The 18,690-nt window shown below is 75.1% G+C and carries 18 protein-coding genes and 3 riboswitches; of the genes, 11 read left to right on the top strand and 7 right to left on the bottom strand.

Annotation, left to right across the window (positions count from 1 at the left end; all coding sequences use genetic code 11):
- Positions 1-80 precede the first annotated feature (80 nt).
- Positions 81-146: riboswitch (cobalamin riboswitch) on the bottom strand.
- Between the two features lie 85 nt (positions 147-231).
- Genes H7A72_RS05325 through H7A72_RS05315 form a run of 3 tightly spaced genes read left to right on the top strand, consistent with a single transcriptional unit; the run spans position 232 to position 3,649 of the window.
- On the top strand, positions 232-1,407 hold the full coding sequence (locus H7A72_RS05325; protein WP_185221872.1) for a cobalamin biosynthesis protein CobG: 1,176 nt from the start codon (positions 232-234) through the stop codon (positions 1,405-1,407).
- The gene (locus tag H7A72_RS05320; protein ID WP_185221871.1) at positions 1,407-2,075 is read left to right on the top strand and encodes a precorrin-8X methylmutase; all 669 of its coding nucleotides are present in this window, start codon (positions 1,407-1,409) and stop codon (positions 2,073-2,075) included. Before H7A72_RS05325 ends, H7A72_RS05320 begins: the two co-directional genes overlap by 1 nt.
- The gene (locus H7A72_RS05315) at positions 2,072-3,649 is read left to right on the top strand and encodes a precorrin-2 C(20)-methyltransferase (protein ID WP_185221870.1); all 1,578 of its coding nucleotides are present in this window, start codon (positions 2,072-2,074) and stop codon (positions 3,647-3,649) included. The genes H7A72_RS05320 and H7A72_RS05315 overlap by 4 nt, the downstream gene beginning before the upstream one ends.
- 79 nt (positions 3,650-3,728) lie before the next feature.
- Here the strand turns inward: H7A72_RS05315 and H7A72_RS05310 are convergent, their stop codons facing one another.
- Positions 3,729-4,286 carry an acyl-CoA thioesterase gene (locus H7A72_RS05310; RefSeq protein ID WP_185221869.1) on the bottom strand — a complete coding sequence of 186 codons (558 nt, stop codon included), beginning with the start codon at positions 4,284-4,286 and terminating at the stop codon, positions 3,729-3,731.
- A 76-nt stretch (positions 4,287-4,362) separates the two neighbouring features.
- Between H7A72_RS05310 and H7A72_RS05305 the strand changes: the two genes are divergently transcribed.
- The 3 genes from H7A72_RS05305 to H7A72_RS05295 all read left to right on the top strand — a co-directional run bounded on the left by H7A72_RS05305 (position 4,363) and on the right by H7A72_RS05295 (position 6,835).
- Positions 4,363-5,661, top strand: coding sequence for a class I SAM-dependent methyltransferase (locus H7A72_RS05305; protein ID WP_185221868.1), 1,299 nt, complete (start codon positions 4,363-4,365; stop codon positions 5,659-5,661).
- Between the two features lie 32 nt (positions 5,662-5,693).
- Entirely contained in the window at positions 5,694-6,311 is a 618-nt protein-coding gene (locus H7A72_RS05300; RefSeq protein ID WP_068325100.1) for a dihydrofolate reductase family protein, read from the top strand.
- 77 nt (positions 6,312-6,388) lie between these two features.
- Entirely contained in the window at positions 6,389-6,835 is a 447-nt protein-coding gene (locus H7A72_RS05295; RefSeq protein ID WP_223277890.1) for a DinB family protein, read from the top strand.
- A gap of 63 nt (positions 6,836-6,898) precedes the next feature.
- On the opposite strand, the gene H7A72_RS05290 is transcribed toward H7A72_RS05295, so the two are convergent.
- From H7A72_RS05290 to cbiE, 6 genes are all read right to left on the bottom strand, one after another.
- Positions 6,899-7,789 (bottom strand): energy-coupling factor ABC transporter ATP-binding protein, encoded by an 891-nt coding sequence (locus H7A72_RS05290; protein WP_185221866.1) that lies wholly within the window; start codon positions 7,787-7,789, stop codon positions 6,899-6,901.
- Positions 7,786-8,538 (bottom strand): cobalt ECF transporter T component CbiQ, encoded by a 753-nt coding sequence (gene cbiQ / locus H7A72_RS05285; protein WP_185221865.1) that lies wholly within the window; start codon positions 8,536-8,538, stop codon positions 7,786-7,788. Before cbiQ ends, H7A72_RS05290 begins: the two co-directional genes overlap by 4 nt.
- Positions 8,535-8,867, bottom strand: coding sequence for an energy-coupling factor ABC transporter substrate-binding protein (locus H7A72_RS05280; protein WP_185221864.1), 333 nt, complete (start codon positions 8,865-8,867; stop codon positions 8,535-8,537). Before H7A72_RS05280 ends, cbiQ begins: the two co-directional genes overlap by 4 nt.
- On the bottom strand, positions 8,860-9,543 hold the full coding sequence (locus H7A72_RS05275) for an energy-coupling factor ABC transporter permease (protein ID WP_068325105.1): 684 nt from the start codon (positions 9,541-9,543) through the stop codon (positions 8,860-8,862). Before H7A72_RS05275 ends, H7A72_RS05280 begins: the two co-directional genes overlap by 8 nt.
- A 56-nt stretch (positions 9,544-9,599) precedes the next feature.
- Positions 9,600-9,666, bottom strand: a riboswitch (cobalamin riboswitch).
- A 28-nt stretch (positions 9,667-9,694) separates the two neighbouring features.
- Complete coding sequence (cobM, locus tag H7A72_RS05270; RefSeq protein ID WP_068325106.1) at positions 9,695-10,480, bottom strand: precorrin-4 C(11)-methyltransferase; 786 nt, start codon at positions 10,478-10,480, stop codon at positions 9,695-9,697.
- A complete protein-coding gene (cbiE, locus tag H7A72_RS05265; RefSeq protein WP_185221863.1) occupies positions 10,477-11,703 on the bottom strand; it encodes a precorrin-6y C5,15-methyltransferase (decarboxylating) subunit CbiE in 1,227 nt (408 codons plus the stop codon). Before cbiE ends, cobM begins: the two co-directional genes overlap by 4 nt.
- A gap of 58 nt (positions 11,704-11,761) precedes the next feature.
- Positions 11,762-11,830, top strand: a riboswitch (cobalamin riboswitch).
- Positions 11,831-11,907: 77 nt separating this feature from the next.
- Between cbiE and H7A72_RS05260 the strand changes: the two genes are divergently transcribed.
- The 5 genes from H7A72_RS05260 to H7A72_RS05240 are packed head-to-tail and all read left to right on the top strand — an operon-like array spanning position 11,908 to position 18,689.
- Positions 11,908-13,998 carry a VWA domain-containing protein gene (locus tag H7A72_RS05260; RefSeq protein ID WP_185221862.1) on the top strand — a complete coding sequence of 697 codons (2,091 nt, stop codon included), beginning with the start codon at positions 11,908-11,910 and terminating at the stop codon, positions 13,996-13,998.
- Complete coding sequence (gene cobO / locus H7A72_RS05255) at positions 13,998-14,612, top strand: cob(I)yrinic acid a,c-diamide adenosyltransferase (protein WP_185221861.1); 615 nt, start codon at positions 13,998-14,000, stop codon at positions 14,610-14,612. The genes H7A72_RS05260 and cobO overlap by 1 nt, the downstream gene beginning before the upstream one ends.
- Positions 14,609-17,107, top strand: coding sequence for a cobyrinate a,c-diamide synthase (locus H7A72_RS05250; RefSeq protein ID WP_185221860.1), 2,499 nt, complete (start codon positions 14,609-14,611; stop codon positions 17,105-17,107). The genes cobO and H7A72_RS05250 overlap by 4 nt, the downstream gene beginning before the upstream one ends.
- Positions 17,104-17,868: a uroporphyrinogen-III C-methyltransferase gene (cobA, locus tag H7A72_RS05245; RefSeq protein WP_185221859.1), complete on the top strand. Its 765-nt coding sequence runs from the start codon at positions 17,104-17,106 to the stop codon at positions 17,866-17,868. The genes H7A72_RS05250 and cobA overlap by 4 nt, the downstream gene beginning before the upstream one ends.
- Positions 17,865-18,689 (top strand): adenosylcobinamide-GDP ribazoletransferase, encoded by an 825-nt coding sequence (locus H7A72_RS05240; RefSeq protein WP_185221858.1) that lies wholly within the window; start codon positions 17,865-17,867, stop codon positions 18,687-18,689. The genes cobA and H7A72_RS05240 overlap by 4 nt, the downstream gene beginning before the upstream one ends.
- Position 18,690: the final 1 nt, after the last annotated feature.

Below are 18,690 nucleotides of genomic sequence, written 5' to 3'. Positions count from 1 at the left end.
TCTGACTCCTTGGCGGGGGTCCGCGCCCCGCGGTCGAAGGGAGGGACCCGCACGGTCTCGTGCGGGCCGGCCGACAGGGCGTGTCTGACTCGCGAAGGGGGTTTCGCTCACAGTGGCGGGACCGTCCCGGACTTGCACCGGGTTCCGCGCTGCTCGGTTGCGGGCAGCCTACCGGGGGCCCGGAGTCGCGCGGCAGCGCTGTGAGTACACCGCCGCGTAGGCTGCCCTGCCGTGAGCACACCGACGCCCTCCCGCAGCGGGGCCGACCGCTGCCCGGGGCTGCTCACCCCCTTCGTCTCGGCGGACGGGGCGATGGTGCGCCTGCGGGTGCCGGGAGGCCGGGTGGACGCCGCCACCCTGCTCGAGATCTCTTCTCTCGCAAGCCGGTTCGGCAACCCCGACATCACGCTCACCTCACGCGGGAGCCTGCAGCTGCGCGGCCTGCCCGACCCGCTCCCTCGCGCGCTCATCACGGCGATCGACGACCTCGGGCTCGTCCCCTCCGGGCCGCACGACAAGGCGCGCAACATCGTCGCCGATCCACATGCCGGACTCGACGACCTCGTGACCGCCCTCGACGAGGAGCTGCTCGCGGACCCCGGGCTGGCGGAGCTGCCGGGCCGCTTCCTGCTCGCCGTCGCCTCCCCCGGCGGGCCCGTGCTCGCCGAGCCGTGGGACGTCGCGGTCGTCGCCCCGCCCCTGCCTGAGCCCACGCTGCCTGAGGTGCGAGGAACGAGCCTCGAAGGCACCGCACAGGTCGTCGCCGACGGTCGCGCAGTCACCGTCCCGCGCGCCCGGGCCGCCGCGACGGCGCTCGACGTCGCCCGGCGCTTCCTCGCCGCCCGGACCGACACCCGCACGTGGAACCTGCGCGACCTGCCCGACGAGGACCGGGCCGACCTGCTGCCGGGGGGCTCCCCCTTCGACGTCGTGGCGGGCGACCCACCTGAGCCGGGGCCGGCGGGGGACGACCTCGTGGCGCTCGTGCCGCTGGGGCTGCTGACTCCGACGATGGTGGAGGGGCTTCGAGAGGTCGCCGGGTCTCGAGGCTCGTCGCAGGGCTCCTCCCACCTCGACCAGCGGATCGTCGTCACGCCCTGGCGCTCAATCGTCGTGCCGGGGGCCGCGGGGCGGTCCGAGGAGCTCGCGGCGGCCGGCTTCGCCACGGCCGCCGACTCCCCCTGGACCGTCCTCACCGCCTGCGCCGGAGCCCCCTCGTGCGGGCGGACGACGACCCGCACGCGCGACCTCGCCAGGGAGGCCGCCCCCTTCGTCGACGTCGCCGGACCGGCCGTGCACGTCATCGGCTGCGAGCGCTCGTGCGGCCACCCCGCCCGCGCCCACGCGACCGCCCTCAACCCCACCAACGCAGCGGATGTCGTTGCGGCACAACACGAGAAGGCTTGATGAACCCCCTTCGCCAACCGCCTCGCCGGTACGACTACGTCACCGACGGGCAGGAGATCTACCGCCGCTCCTTCGGGATGATCCGCGACGAGGCCGACCTCAGCGGTCTGCCCGCCGAGCTCCACGGTGCTGCCGTGCGGATCATCCACGCCGCTGGTGACGTCGGCATCACGAGCGAGATCGCCGGCCACCCCGAGGTCGCCGCTGCCGCCCACGCTGCGCTCGTCGCCGGGGCGCCGATCCTCACCGACAGCAACATGCTCGCGCAGGGCGTCACCCGCCGCCGCCTGCCCGCCGACAACGAGGTGGTCTGCACCCTGCGCGAGCCGCAGGTGCCCGACCTCGCCGCCCAGTGGGGCACGACCCGCGCGGCCGCCGCCGTCTCCCTCTGGGGCGAGCGGCTCGAGGGTGCCGTCGTCGCGATCGGCAATGCGCCGACCGCCCTCTTCCACCTGCTCGAGCTGCTCCACGACGGCGCCCCGCGTCCGGCCGCGATCATCGGGATGCCCGTCGGCTTCGTCGGGTCCGCGGAGTCCAAGGTCGCCCTCGCCGAGCACGACCTGCCCGGCGGCCCGGTCCCCTGGCTCGTCGTCCACGGCCGCCGCGGCGGGTCCGCGATGGCCGCTGCCGCGCTCAACGCCCTCGCCCACCGGGACGAGCTGGCATGAGCGGCGGCCGCTTCTACGGCGTCGGCATCGGCCCCGGCGACCCCGAGCTCATCACTCTCAAGGCCGCCCGGCTCATCCGTGACGCCGACGTCATCGCCTACCACGCGGGCACCGGCAAGCAGTCGCTCGCGCGCTCCATCGCCGCCGACCTCATCCCCGAGGGCGCCATCGAGGAAGAGCTGCGCTACCCGGTGACGACCGGCTTCACCGACCACCCTCGCGGCTACTACGGGGCCCTCGCCGACTTCTACGACGAGTGCTGCAACCGGCTCGAGACCCACCTTGCTGCCGGCCGCAGCGTCGTCGTCCTCGCCATCGGCGACCCGCTCTTCTTCGGCTCCTTCATGTACGTCCATGACCGGCTGAGTCCGCGCTACCCCACCGAGGTCGTCCCCGGGATCACCTCGCTGTCCGCCGCCACCGCCGCGGTCGCGACCGGCCTGTGCCGTCACGAGGACACCCTCACCGTCCTGCCCGGCACCTTGCCCGTGCCCGAGCTGGCTCGGCGTCTCGCCGACACCGATGCGGCGATCATCATGAAGCTCGGCCGCACCTTCGCCGGTGTCCGCGAGGCCCTGCGCCAGGCAGGGATGCTCGAGCGTGCCGTCTACGTCGAGCGCGCGTCCTACCCGGGCGAGCTCGTCATGCCGGCTGCCGAGGTCGACGAGGGCCGGGTGCCCTACATGTCGCTCGTCGTCGTCCCCGGTGAGGGGCTGCGTGACGATGCCGCCGGGCGGGCCGCGGACTTCGCGCGGCTGACGGGTGGTACGGAGTCCCCTGATCTCGAGGGTCGGCCGCGGGCGGCCTCCCACCTCGATCAGCGGGAGGTGGGCACGGTGCACGTCGTCGGGCTGGGGCCGGGGCCGGACCACTGGCTCACGCCGCAGGCGAGCGAGGTGCTCGCCCGGGTCGACCATGTGGTCGGCTACGCGCCCTACATCGCGCGGGTGCCGCAGCGCGAGGGCCTGACCCGCCATGCCTCCGGCAACTCGGTCGAGCTCGACCGCGGGCGCCTGGCGCTCGACCTGGCCCGCGAAGGGGCGGACGTCGCACTCGTCTCGGGCGGTGACGCTGGTGTCTTCGGCATGGCGACGGCGCTCTTCGAGTCGCGCGAGGCGGCCCTGCCCGACGACCCCGGCTACGCCGACGTGCCGGTCGAGGTCGTGCCGGGCGTCACCGCAGCGCACGCGGCGAGCGCCCTCGTCGGCGCCGTCCTCGGCGGCGACCATGCACTGGTCAACCTCAGCGACAACCTCAAGCCGTGGGAGGTCCTCGCGGCACGGCTGACCGCGCTGGCGACGACCGACATCTCGGTCGCCCTCTACAACCCGCGATCCCGCTCGCGGCCGGACACCCTCGGCGCGGCCCGCGACCTGCTCGTCGACGCCGTCGGCCCGGACCGGGTCGTCGTCGTGGCCCGTCACGTGGGCCGCGACGAGGAGTCGTCGTGGGTGACGACGCTCGGCGAGCTCGACGTCGAGGCCGTCGACATGGGCTGCCTCGTCGTCATCGGTGCCTCGAGCACCCGGGTCACCGACGACGGCCGGGTGTGGACGCCGCGGTCGGTGGGCTGACTCCCGTGCACAAGAGGTCCCGCTGAGGGCGATCTGGGGCGGTCAACGCCACGAGATGCACCAGGACGACCTCTTGTGCTCACCCCCAGAAGGGCGGCGGCCCTGCCGGTGCGTCCTCACGGGGCGACGGCAACCGGGTCCCGTCTCCCCACCCCTTCGCCCACTCCGGCACGTGGCTGGGCGGCGGCGTCATCCCGAGCATCGGCCACAGCCGGTCGGTGTCGACGCCCTTGCCGCGCTGGAGGAATCGCATGCGCACCAGGGCCTGCGCGCTCACCTGGCCGTCGACGACGAAGCGCTGCTCGAAGAAGACGCTGACGCGGTCCCAGCCGGCGATCACGGTGTGCAGCTCGTAGGCCTGCAACGGCTGCAGTGAGCTGCGGAAGGTCATCGTCTCCTGCATGACGACCGGTGCCAAGCGCCGGCGCACCTGCGCCAGGCCCCAGCCGGAGCGGATCGCCAGGTCGATGCGCCCGAGGTCGGCCATCGTGAAGTAGACGCCGTTGTTCATGTGCCACGCGAAGTCGATGTCGTTGGGCAGCACCCGCAGCGGCAGGACGGCGGCCTCACCGGGGGCGACGGGCCCGCGCCGCCTCGCGGTGGCGACGGTCCACAGGATGCGGGGGACGCGGTTCATCGGGGTCCTCGGTGGGTGTCAGGAGCAGGGCCGAGGCAGCCTAACCCGGGCGGGAACCGCTGCTAGCGTGCCAGCCGTGAGCGCCTCCACGATGCCCACCAGCCCTGACTGGGACCTCGTCCGCCGTGCCGAGGGCCCCCGCGCCCCGCTCGCCGACCGGGTCGCCAGCGAGCTCGAACGCGGCCGCCGCGACTACGCGCCGCCCGAGGTCGGCAGCGACGTCGTGAGCGACAAGGTGCGCCGCGTCCAGGAGGACGCCTACAACCGGGCCCGGCTCGAGCGGATCGCCGACGTCGTCCTGCCCGGCGAGGAGCTCGTCGAGGTGGGGTGCGGCGCCGGGTTCGTCGCCGCCCGCGCCCTGGCGGCCGGTGCCGCGTCGTACCGGGCCATGGACCTCGAGGCCAGCTGCGTGCGGCGCACCGGACGGCTGCTCGACGCGCTCGGCCACGAGGACCGGGTCCGCTCGATCGTCGAGAAGGACCTCTACACCCTCGAGCCCGGTGACCTCGACGACGCCTCGCTCGTCATCTGCTCCGAGGTGGTCGAGCACGTCCCCGACCCCGAGCTCGCTCTTGAGACCCTCGGCCGGGCGCTGCCCGAGGACGCCGACCTGCTCTTCACCGTGCCCCTGCTCGGCCGGCTCGAGCAGGTCTGGGGCCACCTGTCGATCTTCACCGCCGAGCGACTCCAGTCGATGCTCGAGCGGGCCGGGCTCGAGGCCCTGCTTGTCGAGCCGCTCGCCGACCGCTGGGTCCTCGTCGTCGCGGGCCACCCGGGCGGGTCGCAGCGGCGCACCGCCCGCGTCGATCAGCTCCTCGCCGCCGGCAGCCGGCACCCCGAGGTCACCCGCGACGAGGCGTCGCCGGCCACCCCGCCGCAGCCCACGCGGTTCGACAACGTGCCGCTGGGCTCGCTCGACGTCTCCGCCGTGAGCTCCTCGCGGGCCGCCGTCGAGGTCACCCCACCGACCCCTGACGAAGGGAGCGCCGCCGCCACCGTCACCGCGGCGGGCTCGCCGCTCCCGTGGCGCCGAGCCACCGGAGGGCTCGCCCTCTCCCTCGCCGACGTCGACCCGGTGCAGGGCGTGCGCCTCGAGCTCGAGGTCGACTCCCTCGCCGACGTCGCGGCGGTCACCGTCACCTTCCCCGGCGCCGCGTCGGGCCGCTCCGCCACGTGGACCTGGACGCCCTCGCGACGGGACGTGCAGAGCCACCGGCGGCGGACCTTCTCGCTGCGCCCGGGGCGGAGCATCACCCCCTTCGCCGCCCCGCGGAGCGCCGACCTCACCGGGGCGCGGCGCGTCGAGGTGACCCTCACCGTGCGCCCGGGGCGCACCGCCCACCTGGACCTCAGCCGCATCGCCTGGATCCGCTGACGGCTGTCGGTGGCACCTGCCACGCTGAGTTGATGGCGACGATCTACTGCACCGCGACGAGTCTGGACGGCTATATCGCCGACGACGAGGAGAGCCTGTCGTGGCTCTTCGCGACGCCGGCCCACGACAAGGACCCCGGCGGGAGGTACGGCGACGGCGACAGCCTCGACTTCGACCAGTTCCTCCCGACGGTCGGCGCGGTCGTGTGCGGTGCCAACACCTATGCGTGGGTCCACCGCGAGCTGACCCACGACGGGCAGGACTTCGCGTGGCCCTACGAGCAGCCGTCGTGGATCGTCACGCACCGCGACCTCGACCTGCCCGACGGCGTGCGGGCCCACGCGGGTGACGTGCGAGAGGTGCACGCGGCCGCGACGGAGGCGGCCGACGGCAAGGACGTGTGGATCGTCGGGGGCGGTGACCTCGCCGGGCAGTTCGCCGACGCGGGGCTGCTCGACAAGGTGTGGGTCCACCAGACGCCCGTCGTCCTGGGGGCGGGCGCTCCCCTGCTCCCCCGGCGGCTGCGGCTGCGGCGCGAGCGGGTCGAGCGCGACGGCCAGTTCACCGCGATGCTCTTCGAGGTCGTCGGCCCGGAGCCGCGGCGGGCGGGCGAGGTCGACGGTGCCGCCGAGGTCTACGCCGAGGGCTGAGCCGGGGCTACGGTCGAGGGGTGAACCCGCACCCCTTCGAGCACGAGGTCTCCTACGCCGCGCCTCCCCGCGAGCAGCTGCTCGAGTTCGTCGACGAGCACCGGGCGGCGCTCGGCCGGTGCCTCGACGACCTGACCGAGGACGAGGCGCGCCGCGGCCTCGTGCCCTCGCGCACGACCCTGCTCGGCCTGCTCAAGCACGTGACCTTCGTCGAGCGGGTGTGGTTCGACGAAGGGGTCCGCGGCCGCTCGCGCACCGAGATCGGGATCCCCGCGACCCCTGACGAGTCCTTCGAGCTGAGCCCGCACGACACCATCGCCTCGGTCCGGGCCGCGCACCGCCGAGCGTGCGAGGACAGCCGGGCGGCGATCGCCGGGCTCGACCTCGACGACGTGGTGACCGGCAACCGACGGGGGCCGCTCCCCCTTCGCTGGGTCCTGCTGCACGTGCTGCGCGAGCTCGCCCAGCACGCGGGCCACGCCGACATCCTGCGCGAGCAGGTCCTCGCCTCCCGCGAGGGCTGACCCACCACTCAGCAAGAGAAACTGCCGCTTCGCAAGAGTTCGTAACTCCTGCGAAGTGGCGGTTTATCGGGTGACCCGAGAATCTTGGGACACATGGGACGACGCGAGTGCCACCGCCACATCGGCGGGCGTGCGGGGCCAGCCGGCGGCGGAGGGGTCGATCCCCATCTCGCGCAGCAGCTGCACCGACCACGGCGGGCGCAGCCGGGCCGCCTCGACGAGCGCACCGTCGGTCAGAGCGTCGGTCACCTCGCCCTGGTGGACGACGTGGTCGACGACGAGCGCCACCTCGTCGGCCCAGCTCCACGCGAGGTCGACGTCGTGGGTCGACAGCACGACGGTCGTGCCGTGCGCCTCGAGCGCCGCGACAGCGGCGAGCATCTCCTCGACCCCGGCCGGGTCGAGCCCCGCCGTCGGCTCGTCGAGCAGCAGCACCCGGGGGTGCATCGCGAGCGCACCGGCCACCGCGACCCGCTTGCGCTGACCGAAGGAGAGCCGGTGCACCGGGCGCTCGGCGAGTGCCTCGAGCGAGAGCACTGCGAGCGCCTCGTCGACCCGGGCGGAGACCTCGTCCGCGGGCAGCCCCAGGTTGGTCGGCCCGTAGCCGATGTCGCTGCGCACGTCGGCGCTGAAGAGCTGGTCGTCCGGGTCCTGCATGACCAACTGCACCCGCTGCCGGTGAGCGGTGAGACCACGTCGGGTGTGCCGCAGCACCTCGCCGCCGGAGACGACGGCCCCCTCGGCCGGCTCGTGGGCACCGGACAGCACACGCAGCAGCGTCGTCTTGCCGGAGCCGTTGGCCCCGAGGATCGCGATGCGCCGGCCGGTGCCGATCGTCAGGCTGACGCAGTCGAGGACGCCCGGTGCGCCCGGGTAGCCCGCGTGCACCCCGCGCAGGGCGAGGACGGTGGCCGCGTCGTCGGGCGGGGTCCAGGAGCCGAGGCGGTGCGTCATGCCAGCCCCGCCCGCAGCGACAGCCCGGCGAGCCCGAGGACGAGGCCCCCGGCCGCCAGGACGAAGGGGGTCGACACGGACCGGGCAGGGACGAGCGGCACGGCGGCGACTCCCCCACGACCGGCCAGTCCGTCCTCGAGCCGGCGGGCCTTGTCCCACGCGGCGACGAGCACCGCGGCGCACAGCTGACCGACCGACCGTCGCGCGGCCCGACCGCTCGCGTAGCCCAACCGCCCGGCCTGCGCGGCACGGATCGCCGACGCGGCGTCGAGCAGGGCGAAGATCATCCGGTAGGTGACGGCGGCGATGTCGACCGCCACCTCCGGCACCCGCGCCCGGCGCAGCCCGGCGAGCAGGTCGACCATGGGGGTGGTCGCCGCCAGCAGGACCATCGCGCTCGTGGCCGCGAGCGCCCGGGCGGCGACGAGCACGGCCCGGGAGGCACTCCCTTCGTCCACGCCGATCGGACCGAGGGACCACAGGTCACCGGGACCGAGGGTCACCGCGATCGTCACCGCTCCGATGCCGACGAAGACCGCCGGCCCGAGCATCGCCCGCAGCCAGACGCCGGCCGGGACCCGGGCGAGGGCCGAGAGGCCGACGGCACACACCCCGACGAGGCCGGCGACGACCAGCGAGGTCGTCGTCGCGGCGACGAGAAGCAGGCCCAGACAGAGGAGGGACTTCTCCAGCGTCGAGCGGGTCCGCCACCGGGAGGACCACGCCGCGTCGTCGAGGGTGGGCCTCATGCGCGGGGGTCGACCGTCTCGGTCCGGGTGCGCCGTCCCTTGAGCCGACCGAAGACGTAGCCGAGCGCGAGACCGCCGAGGCCCGCCTGCAGGGCGAAGAGCCCGGACTCGATCTCGCCGCCGGCGGGGGGCATGAGCGGCTCGAACCACGGCTCGTGGCCGGCCTCCTCGAGCTGGGCGGTCGCGGCGGCGTCGGACCCGCCGAAGGCCTCCTCGTCACCCGCTGCGGCCCGGCCACCGAGGTAGAGCGCGAGGACGAGGACGAGGACGATGGCGGCGACGACGAGCGCGACGCCGCGCCGACCGAGGGTCTGGGTGGACTCACGCACGAGCGGCCTCCGTGGTCTCGACGGTGTCGGCGGGCACGACCTGGAGGTCCTCCAACTCGGGCCGCGCCCACGTGATGAGCGCGTTGAGGAGCAGCACGCCGACGAGCCCCTCGACGACGGCGAGCGGCACCTGGGTCACGGCGAAGATCCCGAGGAAGCGACCCCACGCCTCGACGAAACCGCCCTCGGGGTAGGCCAGGGCGAGCTGGGTGGCGGTCGTGACGTAGGTGGCGAGGTTGGCCATCGCGATGCCGACGAAGACCCGCACGACGAAGGGGGCCGCGGCCAGCAGCCGGAAGAGCCCGTAGCCGACCCAGGGCCCGACGACCGCCATGGAGACGACGTTGGCGCCGAGCGTCGTCAGCCCGCCATGGGCGAGCAGCAGCGCCTGGAAGAGCAGCACGATCGTGCCGAGCAGGGCCATGACCGGCGGACGGAAGATGATCGCGCCGACACCGGTGCCCGTCGGGTGCGAGCTCGAGCCGGTGACCGACGGCAGCTTGATCGCTGACATGACGAAGGTGAAGGCGCCGGCGGCGCCGAGCAGCAGGCGGGCACTCGGGTTGTCCCGCACGATGCGGGCGGCACTGCGGGTGCCGTGGATGACGAAGGGGGCGGCGACAGCAGTCCACGCGGCGGCGTGGACCGGTGGCAGGAAGCCCTCGGCGATGTGCATCAGCGCACTCTCTCTCTGGCCGGATGACGCGTCCGGCCGCTGCAGCCCTCGCCCCGGAGTTCCTGACTCGCGGAAGACCCGCTCACAGTGGCGCGACCGTCCCGGACTCTCACCGGGTTCCTCCAGGTGGAGGCGATGGCTGGGGCCGAGACTAGCGAAGCCCGCCCGGGATGTCTGCTGCCGTCCGCTCCTCGCGCTCGGCCGCGCGGCGGCAGGAGTAGAGGTGCGACTCGACGAAGCCCTCGGCCCGCAGGGCCCACCCGACGACGATGATCGCGGCCTGCCGCAGGTCGTGCGCCTCGACCTGGTCGGCGATGTCGGCGAGGGTGCCGCGCAGGACGATCTCCTCGGGCTGCTCGACCCGGTAGGCCACGGCGACGGGGCAGTCGGCGCCGTAGTGCTCGGCGAGCCGGTCGGCGAGCTCGCGGGCGCGCCGGATCGCCAGGTGCAGCACGAGGGTCGCACCGGTCGCGGCGAAGGCCTCGAGCGATTCCCCCGACGGCATGGCCGTCGAGTCCCGCTGGGCGCGGGTGAGCACGACCGACTGGGCGACCTCGGGCACGGTGAGCTCGCGGCCGAGCCGGGCGGCGGTCGCGGCGTAGGCAGCGATGCCGGGCGTGATGTCCCACGGCACGCCGGCGGCGTCGAGCCGGCGGGTCTGCTCGGCGATCGCGGAGTAGACGCTCGGGTCGCCGGAGCACAGCCGGGCGACGTCCTCGCCCCGCTCGTGCGCGGCGACGAGCTCGGCGGTGATCCCGTCGAGGTCGAGGTCCTGGGTGTCGACGAGCCGCGCGCCGTCGGGGCAGTGCTCGAGGACGGCGGCGTCGAGGTAGGTCCCGGCGTAGAGGCAGACCGGGCTCGCCGCGAGCAGGCGGGTCGCGCGGATCGTCAGCAGGTCGGCGGCACCGGGGCCGGCGCCGATGAAGTGAACGGTCATGTCGGGTCCTCGGAGTCGGTGCGGATCGCGGCGAGCTGGGTGACGGTGCGGGCGGGGGTCCACGACAGGAAGCGCCCGAGCGGGACGGCCCGCTCCACGGACAGGCGGGTGAGCTCGCCGCCGGTGCGGGCGTGCCGGCCGATGAGCGCGGCGTCCCCCTCGAGCGTCACGGCGTGCGCGACGAGGCGTCCGCCGGGGCGAAGGGAGGACCAGGCACGGTCGAGCAGGTCGGGGTCGAGCCCGCCGCCGACGAAGATCGCGTCGGGCGTCGGCAGCATCGCCAGGTCGGTGCTGCCGGTGTCGCCGACGACGACGTCGACCCGAGCAGCGAGGCCGAGGGCAGCCGCGTTGTCGCGGATGCGCTGGGCGCGGGTCGCGTCGCGCTCGACGCAGGTGACGGTCGCGCGGTCGGCGGCGAGGCACCACTCGAGGGCCACGGAGCCGTTGCCGGCGCCGAGGTCCCACAGGTGCGCGCCGGGTGTGGGCCGCAGTCGGGCCAGACCGCTCGCGCGCACATCGCGCTTGGTCAGCTGGCCGTCGTGGTCGATGAAGTCCTCGGGGCGCCCCGGGACCGGTCCGGCGGTCGCGGCAGTCGCCGCGGGGTCGTCGGCGCGCACGTCGAGGCAGGCGAGCACGAGGTCGGGGGTGGCCTCGGCGAAGCCGTCGGCGCGCTCGGAGCGAGCGCCCTCGTCGGGGCTGCCAAGGTGCCAGCGGGCGGTGAGCATGCTTGCGCCCCAACCGTGCTCGGTGAGCAGTGCGCCGAGCCGAGCCGGGTCGCCGCCCCCGGAGAGGAGGACGACGAGTCGCGCGCCGGGGGCCAGGTGGGGCAGGACCGCGCGCAGGTCGCGCCCGACGGTCGTGACGACGACGGTCTCCTCGGCGGGCCACCCCTGACGGGCCCGGGCGAGGGCATCGCTGCCGATGGCGGGGTGGACGCGCACGCGGTCGGCGCCGACGAGCTCGACGAGGGTCGTGGCGATGCCGGAGCGCAGGGGGTCACCGCTGGCGAGGACGACGGCGTCGGGGTGCGCCTCGACGAGGGCGGGCAACGCCGGGCGAAGGGGGCTGGGCCAGGGCACGAGCTGCGCCTCGGGGGCGTGGGGGGCGACGAGGTCGAGGTGACGGCTGCCCCCGACGAGGGTCGCGGCACCGCTGATGAGGGCGCGTCGGGCCCCGTCCAGACCGGACCACCCGTCGTCCCCGATACCCACGACCTCGATCACGGACGCCCACCCTAGGGCCTTGCCCTCCTGTGAGAGGATCGCGCCCAGGCACTCCCCCGAGGAATCCGGTGCAACTCCGGAGCGGTCCCGCCACTGTCACGGCCCACGCGGCCCGAGCCAGACACTCGGTCGGTGCCCGTCGTCGCGAACCCGCGTCGATGTCGTCGGACGGCGAGCGTGGACACTCGCCAGGAGGCCGCCACTGTGAGCCGCACCGGGTCCCGGACCCCCACCTTCCCCTTCACCGCGCTCGTCGGTGCCGACGAGTTGACGTCGGCGCTGCTGCTGAGCGCGATCTCGCCCGAGATCGGCGGCGTCCTCGTCCGGGGTGAGAAGGGCACCGCCAAGTCGACCGCCGTCCGCGCCCTCGCCTCGGTCCTGCCCGAGCAGAGGGTGGCGAGCGAGTGCCGCTTCGGCTGCGACCCCGACCGCGACGAGGACTGCCCCGACGGCCCCCACGAGGGCGCGGCCACGACCCGCCCGGCCCGCCTCGTCGAGCTGCCCGTCGGTGCGACCGAGGACCGCGTCGTCGGCTCCCTCGACCTGCGCCGAGCCCTGGGCGACGGCGAGGCCGCCTACCAGCCCGGTCTGCTCGCCGACGCGCACCGCGGCATCCTCTACGTCGACGAGGTCAACCTCCTGCACGACCACCTCGTCGACGTGCTGCTCGACGCTGCCGCGATGGGGCGCAACACCGTCGAGCGCGACGGTGTCTCGATCTCGCACCCGGCGCGGATCACCCTCGTCGGCACGATGAACCCCGAGGAGGGCGAGCTGCGCCCGCAGCTGCTCGACCGCTTCGGCCTGACCGTCCACGTCGCCGCGAGCCGCGACCCGCACGTGCGCGCCGAGGTCGTGCGTCGCCGGCTCGAGGCCGACCTCGACCCCGCCGGCTTCGCGGCCCGCTTCGCCGACGCCGAGGCCGAGCTCACCGCGCGCCTGGCCGCCGCCCGCGAGGCGGTGCGCCGGGTCGCGCTCGACGAGCGGACCCTGCGGACCATCGCGCGGGTGTGCGCCGGATTCGACGTCGACGGCATGCGCGCCGACATCGTCACCGCCCGCACCGCCGCGGCGCACGCCGCGTGGGAGGGGCGCGACCACGTGACCCGCGAGGACATCCGGGCCGCGGCGCTGCTCTCCCTGCCCCACCGCCGCCGTCGTGCTCCCTTCGACGCGCCGGGTCTCGACGAGGACCTGCTCGACCGGCTGCTCGACGAGGAGCCCGAGGACGACCCGCCGGGCGGCGGTGAGGAGGAGCCCGACGGCGGCGACCAGCCCGACGAGGGCCCGGGCGAGGCGACCGACGCCGACCCCTCGGGCCCGGCCCCGAGCTCGACGTCGTCCGACGACCAGCCCCCGACCGGGCCCCAGTCGTCCGCCGACCCGACCCCCGACTCCCCGGACGAGTCGGCGGAGGCCTCCGAGTCACCCCCTTCGCCCCCGGCCGGCACCCAGCCGACCCCCGCCGGCACCGCCGCGGCCACCGAGCCCTACCGGGCCCGCCGCCTCGAGCTCACCGGCGTCGGCGCCGGCCCGACCGGTCGCCGCTCCCCCGCGCTCACCCCCCGCGGGCGGGTCGTCGGCACCCACCCGGCCGGGCACGAGCCCGCCGGGTCGCCGGTGCACCTGACCGCCACCCTTCGTGCCTCCGCCGCCCGCCGCGCGGCCCGCACCGGGCCCGCCCGGGTGACCGGCGACGACCTGCGCCACGCCGTGACCCGCGGCCGCGAGGCCAACCTCGTCCTCCTCGCCGTCGACGCCTCCGGCTCCATGGCCGCGCGCAAGCGGATGGGCGAGGTCAAGACCGCCGTCCTCTCGCTCCTGCTCGACGCCTACCAGCGGCGCGACCGGGTGGGTCTGGTGACCTTCCGCGGGACCGGCGCGGAGCTGGCGCTGCCGCCCACCTCGTCCGTCGACGCCGCCGCCGCGCGCCTCGCCGAGATGCCGCACGGCGGACGGACCCCGCTCGCCGAGGGCCTGACCGAGATCGCCAGAGTCGTTGCGAGAGAGCGCATCCGCGACCGCGACCAGCGCGCCCTCGTCGTCCTCGTCACTGATGGCCGGGCCACCGCGGGCCCCGATGCCCTCGCCCGGGCCCAGGCCATCGCCGACGCCTGGGGGCACACGGCGGAGACCGTCGTCGTCGACTGCGAGTCGGGCCGCTTCCGCATGGGCCTGGCCGCCGACCTCGCCCACCGCATGGGCGCCGAGCACATCGCCCTCGAGCAGGTCGCCGCGAGCGGCCTCGTCGAGATCGTCACCGACCGCACCGCCTCCCGAAGGAGCGCCGCCTGATGGCCCAGGGACAGACCCCCGTCACCCCGAAGGACGGGCTGACCACGCGGCAGCGCCGCAACCGCTCGCTCGTCGTCGTCCACGGCGGCACCGGCAAGGGCAAGTCGACGGCGGCCTTCGGCCTCGGCCTGCGCGGGTGGAACCAGGGCTGGTCGATCGGCGTCTTCCAGTTCGTCAAGTCCGCGAAGTGGCGCGTCGGCGAGGAGGAGGTCTACACGACCCTCGGCCGGGTCCACGAGGAGACCGGCGAAGGGGGCCCCGTCGAGTGGCACAAGATGGGCTCCGGCTGGTCCTGGTCGCGCAAGGCGGGGACCGAGGAGGACCACGCGGCCGACGCCCGTGAGGGCTGGGCGGAGATCAAGCGGCGGCTCGCCGCCGAGACGCACACCGTCTACATCCTCGACGAGTTCACCTATGTCATGAAGTGGGGTTGGGTCGAGCTCGACGACGTCATCGACACGCTGACCACCCGGCCCGGCTACCAGCACGTGATCATCACCGGCCGCGACCCGCACCCGCGCCTGCTCGAGATCGCCGACGTCGCGACCGAGATGACCAAGGTCAAGCACCCCTTCGACCAGGGGCAGAAGGGCCAGAAGGGCATCGAGTGGTGACGGCCCTCCCCCGGGTGCTCGTCGCGGCGCCGGCGTCGGGCCACGGCAAGACGACGATCGCCGTGGGGATCATGGCCGCCCTCGCCCGCCGCGGTCTGACCGTCGCGCCGGCCAAGGTCGGCCCGGACTACATCGACCCCGGCTACCACGCCCTGGCGACCGGCCGCCCGAGCCGCACCCTCGACCCGTGGCTCGTGGGCGAAGGGAGGGTCGCTCCCCTCCTCGCCCGCGGCGCCACCCACCCGACCCTCGCGGACGTCGCGGTCCTCGAGGGCGTCATGGGCCTCATGGACGGACGGCTCGGGGGCGACGGCTTCGCCTCCAGCGCGCACGTCGCCACCCTGACCCGCACGCCCATCGTCCTCGTCGTCGACATCAGCTCGACCTCACGCACCGTCGCCGCCACCGTGCACGGCCTCGCGACGATCGACCCCGAGCTCGACGTCGTGGGTGTCGTGCTCAACAAGGCCGGCACCCCGCGCCACGGCGAGGAGGCCCGCCGGGCGGTCGAGGCCGTCGGCGTCCCCGTGTGGGGCGTGCTGCCCCGCGACGCCGCGATGCACGTGCCCTCGCGCCACCTCGGGCTCGTCCCCGCCGCCGAGCGCGGCGAGGCCGCAGCGACCCTCGACCACATCGCCGCCGTCGCCGAGGAGCACCTCGACCTCGACGCGCTGCTCGCGGCCTCCCGCACGGCCCCCGACCTCGATCTCGAGCCGTGGGCCCCTGCCGCCGCCCTCCCTTCGCTCCAGTCCCCGCTCCCCGAGGAGCGTGCTCTGCATTCGTCCCGACGGGAGGTCGTCGTGGCCGTCGCCGGGGGCCGCGCCTTCACCTTCCGCTACCCCGAGACGGTCGAGCTCCTCGAGGCCGCCGGCGCCCGGGTCGTCGAGCTCGACCCGGCCCGCGACGCCGCGCTGCCGGAGGGCACGAGCGGGCTCTACCTCGGCGGCGGCTTCCCCGAGGTGCACGCGCGCACCCTGGCGACCAACCGCCCTCTCGTGCACCAGATCCGCACCGCCATCGCGGCCGGCATGCCGACGATCGCCGAGTGCGCCGGCATGCTCTACCTCGCCGAGACCCTCGACGACCACCCGATGGTCGGCGCCCTGCCGGCCCGGGCCGCGATGGGCCGCCGCCTCACCCTCGGCTACCGCGAGGCGACCTCGCTCGTCGACTCCGTCCTCGGCCCGGCCGGGACCCGGGTCGCCGGCCACGAGTTCCACCGCACGGTGACCGATCCCCCCTTCGGCACGAGCGCGGCATGGGACCTCGGCGGCCGCACCGAGGGCTTCGCCCTCGACCCCGCCGGCACCGGTCGCGCGACCCTCGTCGCCTCCTACCTGCACACGCACTGGGCCGGCTCGCCCTCCGTGGCGGGGTCCTTCGTCGAGGCCGCTCGTGGCTGGGGCCACGACGCCCCGCGACCGGCTCAGCCCTTGAGTCGCGCCACCCCGGCCCGATCCACGTCCTTGGCAGACCCCCTTCGTCATCACGGGGACGCCGAGGTGTCGAGCGAGCTGGTGGACCTCGCCGTCAACGTGCGGCTCACCCAGCCGCCGGGGTGGCTCGCGGTGGCCCTCGCCGAGGAGCTGTCGACCGTCGCGGCCTACCCCGACCCGACCCGGGCACGGGATGCGATCGCCGCGCGGCACGGTGTGGCCCGCGACCAGGTGCTGCCGACGAGTGGTGGGGCCGAGGCCTTCACGCTGCTCGCGCGGGCGCTGACGCCGCGCGACGCGGTCGTCGTGCACCCGCAGTTCACCGAGCCCGAGGCCGCGCTGCGCGCCGCGGGGCACGAGGTGCGGCACGTCCTGCTGCGGCCGGAGGACGACTTCGCGCTCACGGCCGAGGCGCTCGGGCAGATCGGCGACGCCGACCTCGTCGCCGTCGGCAACCCGACCAACCCGACGGGCGTGCTCCACCCGGCAGCGACGCTGCGCTCGCTCGTGCGGCCCGGCCGGGTGGTCCTCGTCGACGAGGCCTTCATCGACTCCGTCCCCGGCGAGCGCGAGACGCTCCTGGCGGGCGACCTCACCGGCCTGCTCGTCGTGCGCTCGCTGACCAAGACCTGGGCCGTCGCCGGCATCCGCGCCGGCTACGTCGTCGGAGACGCCGAGCTCGTCGCGGCCCTGGCCGAGCACCAACCGCACTGGTCCGTGGGCTCCCTCGCGCTGCGCGTCATGATCGAGACCGCCACCCCAGCCGCACTCGTCGAGGCCGACCGGGCCGCCGAGGAGATCGCCGGGTGGCGGGCCCACCTCACGCGGGGGCTGCACACGCTGGGCATCCCGACCGCCGGCGGGGACGCCCCCTTCGTCCTGGCCCGGGTCGGCACGGGTGTCCGCGAGGCGCTGCGCGATGCCGGGTGGGCCGTGCGGCGAGGCGATACGTTCCCGGGGCTCGACACCGCATGGGTGCGGATCGCCGTCCGTGACCCCCACACCATCGACGGGTTGCTGAGAGAGCTGACCCACCTGCACCACCGGAGGACCGCATGACCGACGCCACCACCGCCACCGGGCGGGTCATCCTCGTCGGCGGAGGGCCGGGTGACCCCGGCCTGCTCACCGTCGCCGGACACGACGCGCTCGCGGCGGCCGACGTCGTCGTCACCGACCGCCTCGGTCCGGTCGCGGCGCTCGACGAGATCGCCCCGCAGGCCGAGATCGTCCACGTCGGCAAGATCCCCCGCGGCGAGTTCACCCCCCAGGAGCGGATCAACGAGCTGCTCGTCGAGCACGCCCGCGCCGGCCGGACCGTGGTGCGGCTCAAGGGCGGTGACGGTTACCTCTTCGGCCGCGGCGGCGAGGAGTGGAACCACTGCGTCGCCGCCGGCGTGCCCGTCGAGGCCGTGCCGGGCGTCTCCTCCGCCTTCTCCGTGCCGGCCCTCGCCGGCATCCCGGTGACCCACCGCGGCCTGTCCCAGGGCGTCGCGGTCGTCTCCGGGCACGTCGCCCCCGACGACCCGCGCAGCGAGGTCGACTGGGCGGCGCTGGCCACCTCGCGTCTGACGATCGTCATCCTCATGGGGGTCGCCACCCTCGGGGCGATCGCCGAGGCGCTCGTCGCGGCCGGCCTGTCCCCCGACACCCCCGCCGCGTGCATTGCCGACGGGGCCACCCCGCAGCAGCGCTCGGTGCGGGCGCCCCTGTCGCAGATCGCCTCCGCGGCCGACGAAGGGGGCTTCTCTCCCCCGGCCATCACGGTCGTCGGTGACGTCGTCGGCGCCCTTGACTCACCGGCCCCCACCTCGCCGTGAGCGCGTCCGAGGGGCTGCGCCTGGCCGTCGGGACCTTCACCCGGTCGCCGAGTGGCCGGGTGACGATCACGCCCGACACCGCGCGCACCGCGCTGCTCCTCGCGCCGCTCGCGGTCCTCCCCCTCGCGCTCCAGGTCGTCCTCGTCGGGCTCACCGTCGAGATCGGCGTGCCACCGCTCGTCGCCGCGGGCCTCGCCCTCGGCGTGCTCGCCCACGGCTCACGGGGCATGCACCTCGACGGCCTGGCCGACACGGTCGACGGCCTCGGTGCCGGCTGGGACCGCGAGCGAGCGCTCGAGATCATGCGGCGCGGCGACGTCGGCCCGATGGGGGCGGTCGCGCTCGTCGTCGTGCTGCTCGTGCAGGCCGGGGCGATCGCCGCTCTGCTCGGGTCCGGCTGGCGCGGGGCCCTCGTCGTCGGTGCAGCGGTCGTGGCGTCCCGGGCGGCTGCCGCCGCCGTCTGCGGTCGCGGGCAGCAGGCCGCGCCGGGCTCGAAGCTCGGGACGGCCTTCGTCGGGACCGTGCCCTTCGTCGGCGCCGCGCTCGTCGTGCTCGCCGTCGCTGCGCTCCTCGTGGCATCGGTGCTGCCGGTCGCCCTGCTGCTGGGGGGTCTGGGTGGCGGGAACTCCGCGTCCCCGTTCTGGATGGTCGCGCGGGCCGTGCTCGTGGCGGCAGTGGCCGCGCCCGTGGCCGTCTGGGCGGCGATCTCGCTCCGGGACACGGCTGTTCGCACCTTCGGCGGTGTGGGTGGCGACGTCATCGGGGCCGGTGTCGAGGTGGCTCTCACCGTGCTGCTCGTCCTGCTGACGGTGGCCTGGTGAG

The sequence above is a fragment of the Janibacter sp. YB324 genome, from assembly GCF_014217915.1.
Classification (GTDB): Bacteria; Actinomycetota; Actinomycetes; order Actinomycetales; family Dermatophilaceae; genus Janibacter; species Janibacter indicus.
This window is presented reverse-complemented; position numbering and strand designations above follow the sequence as displayed.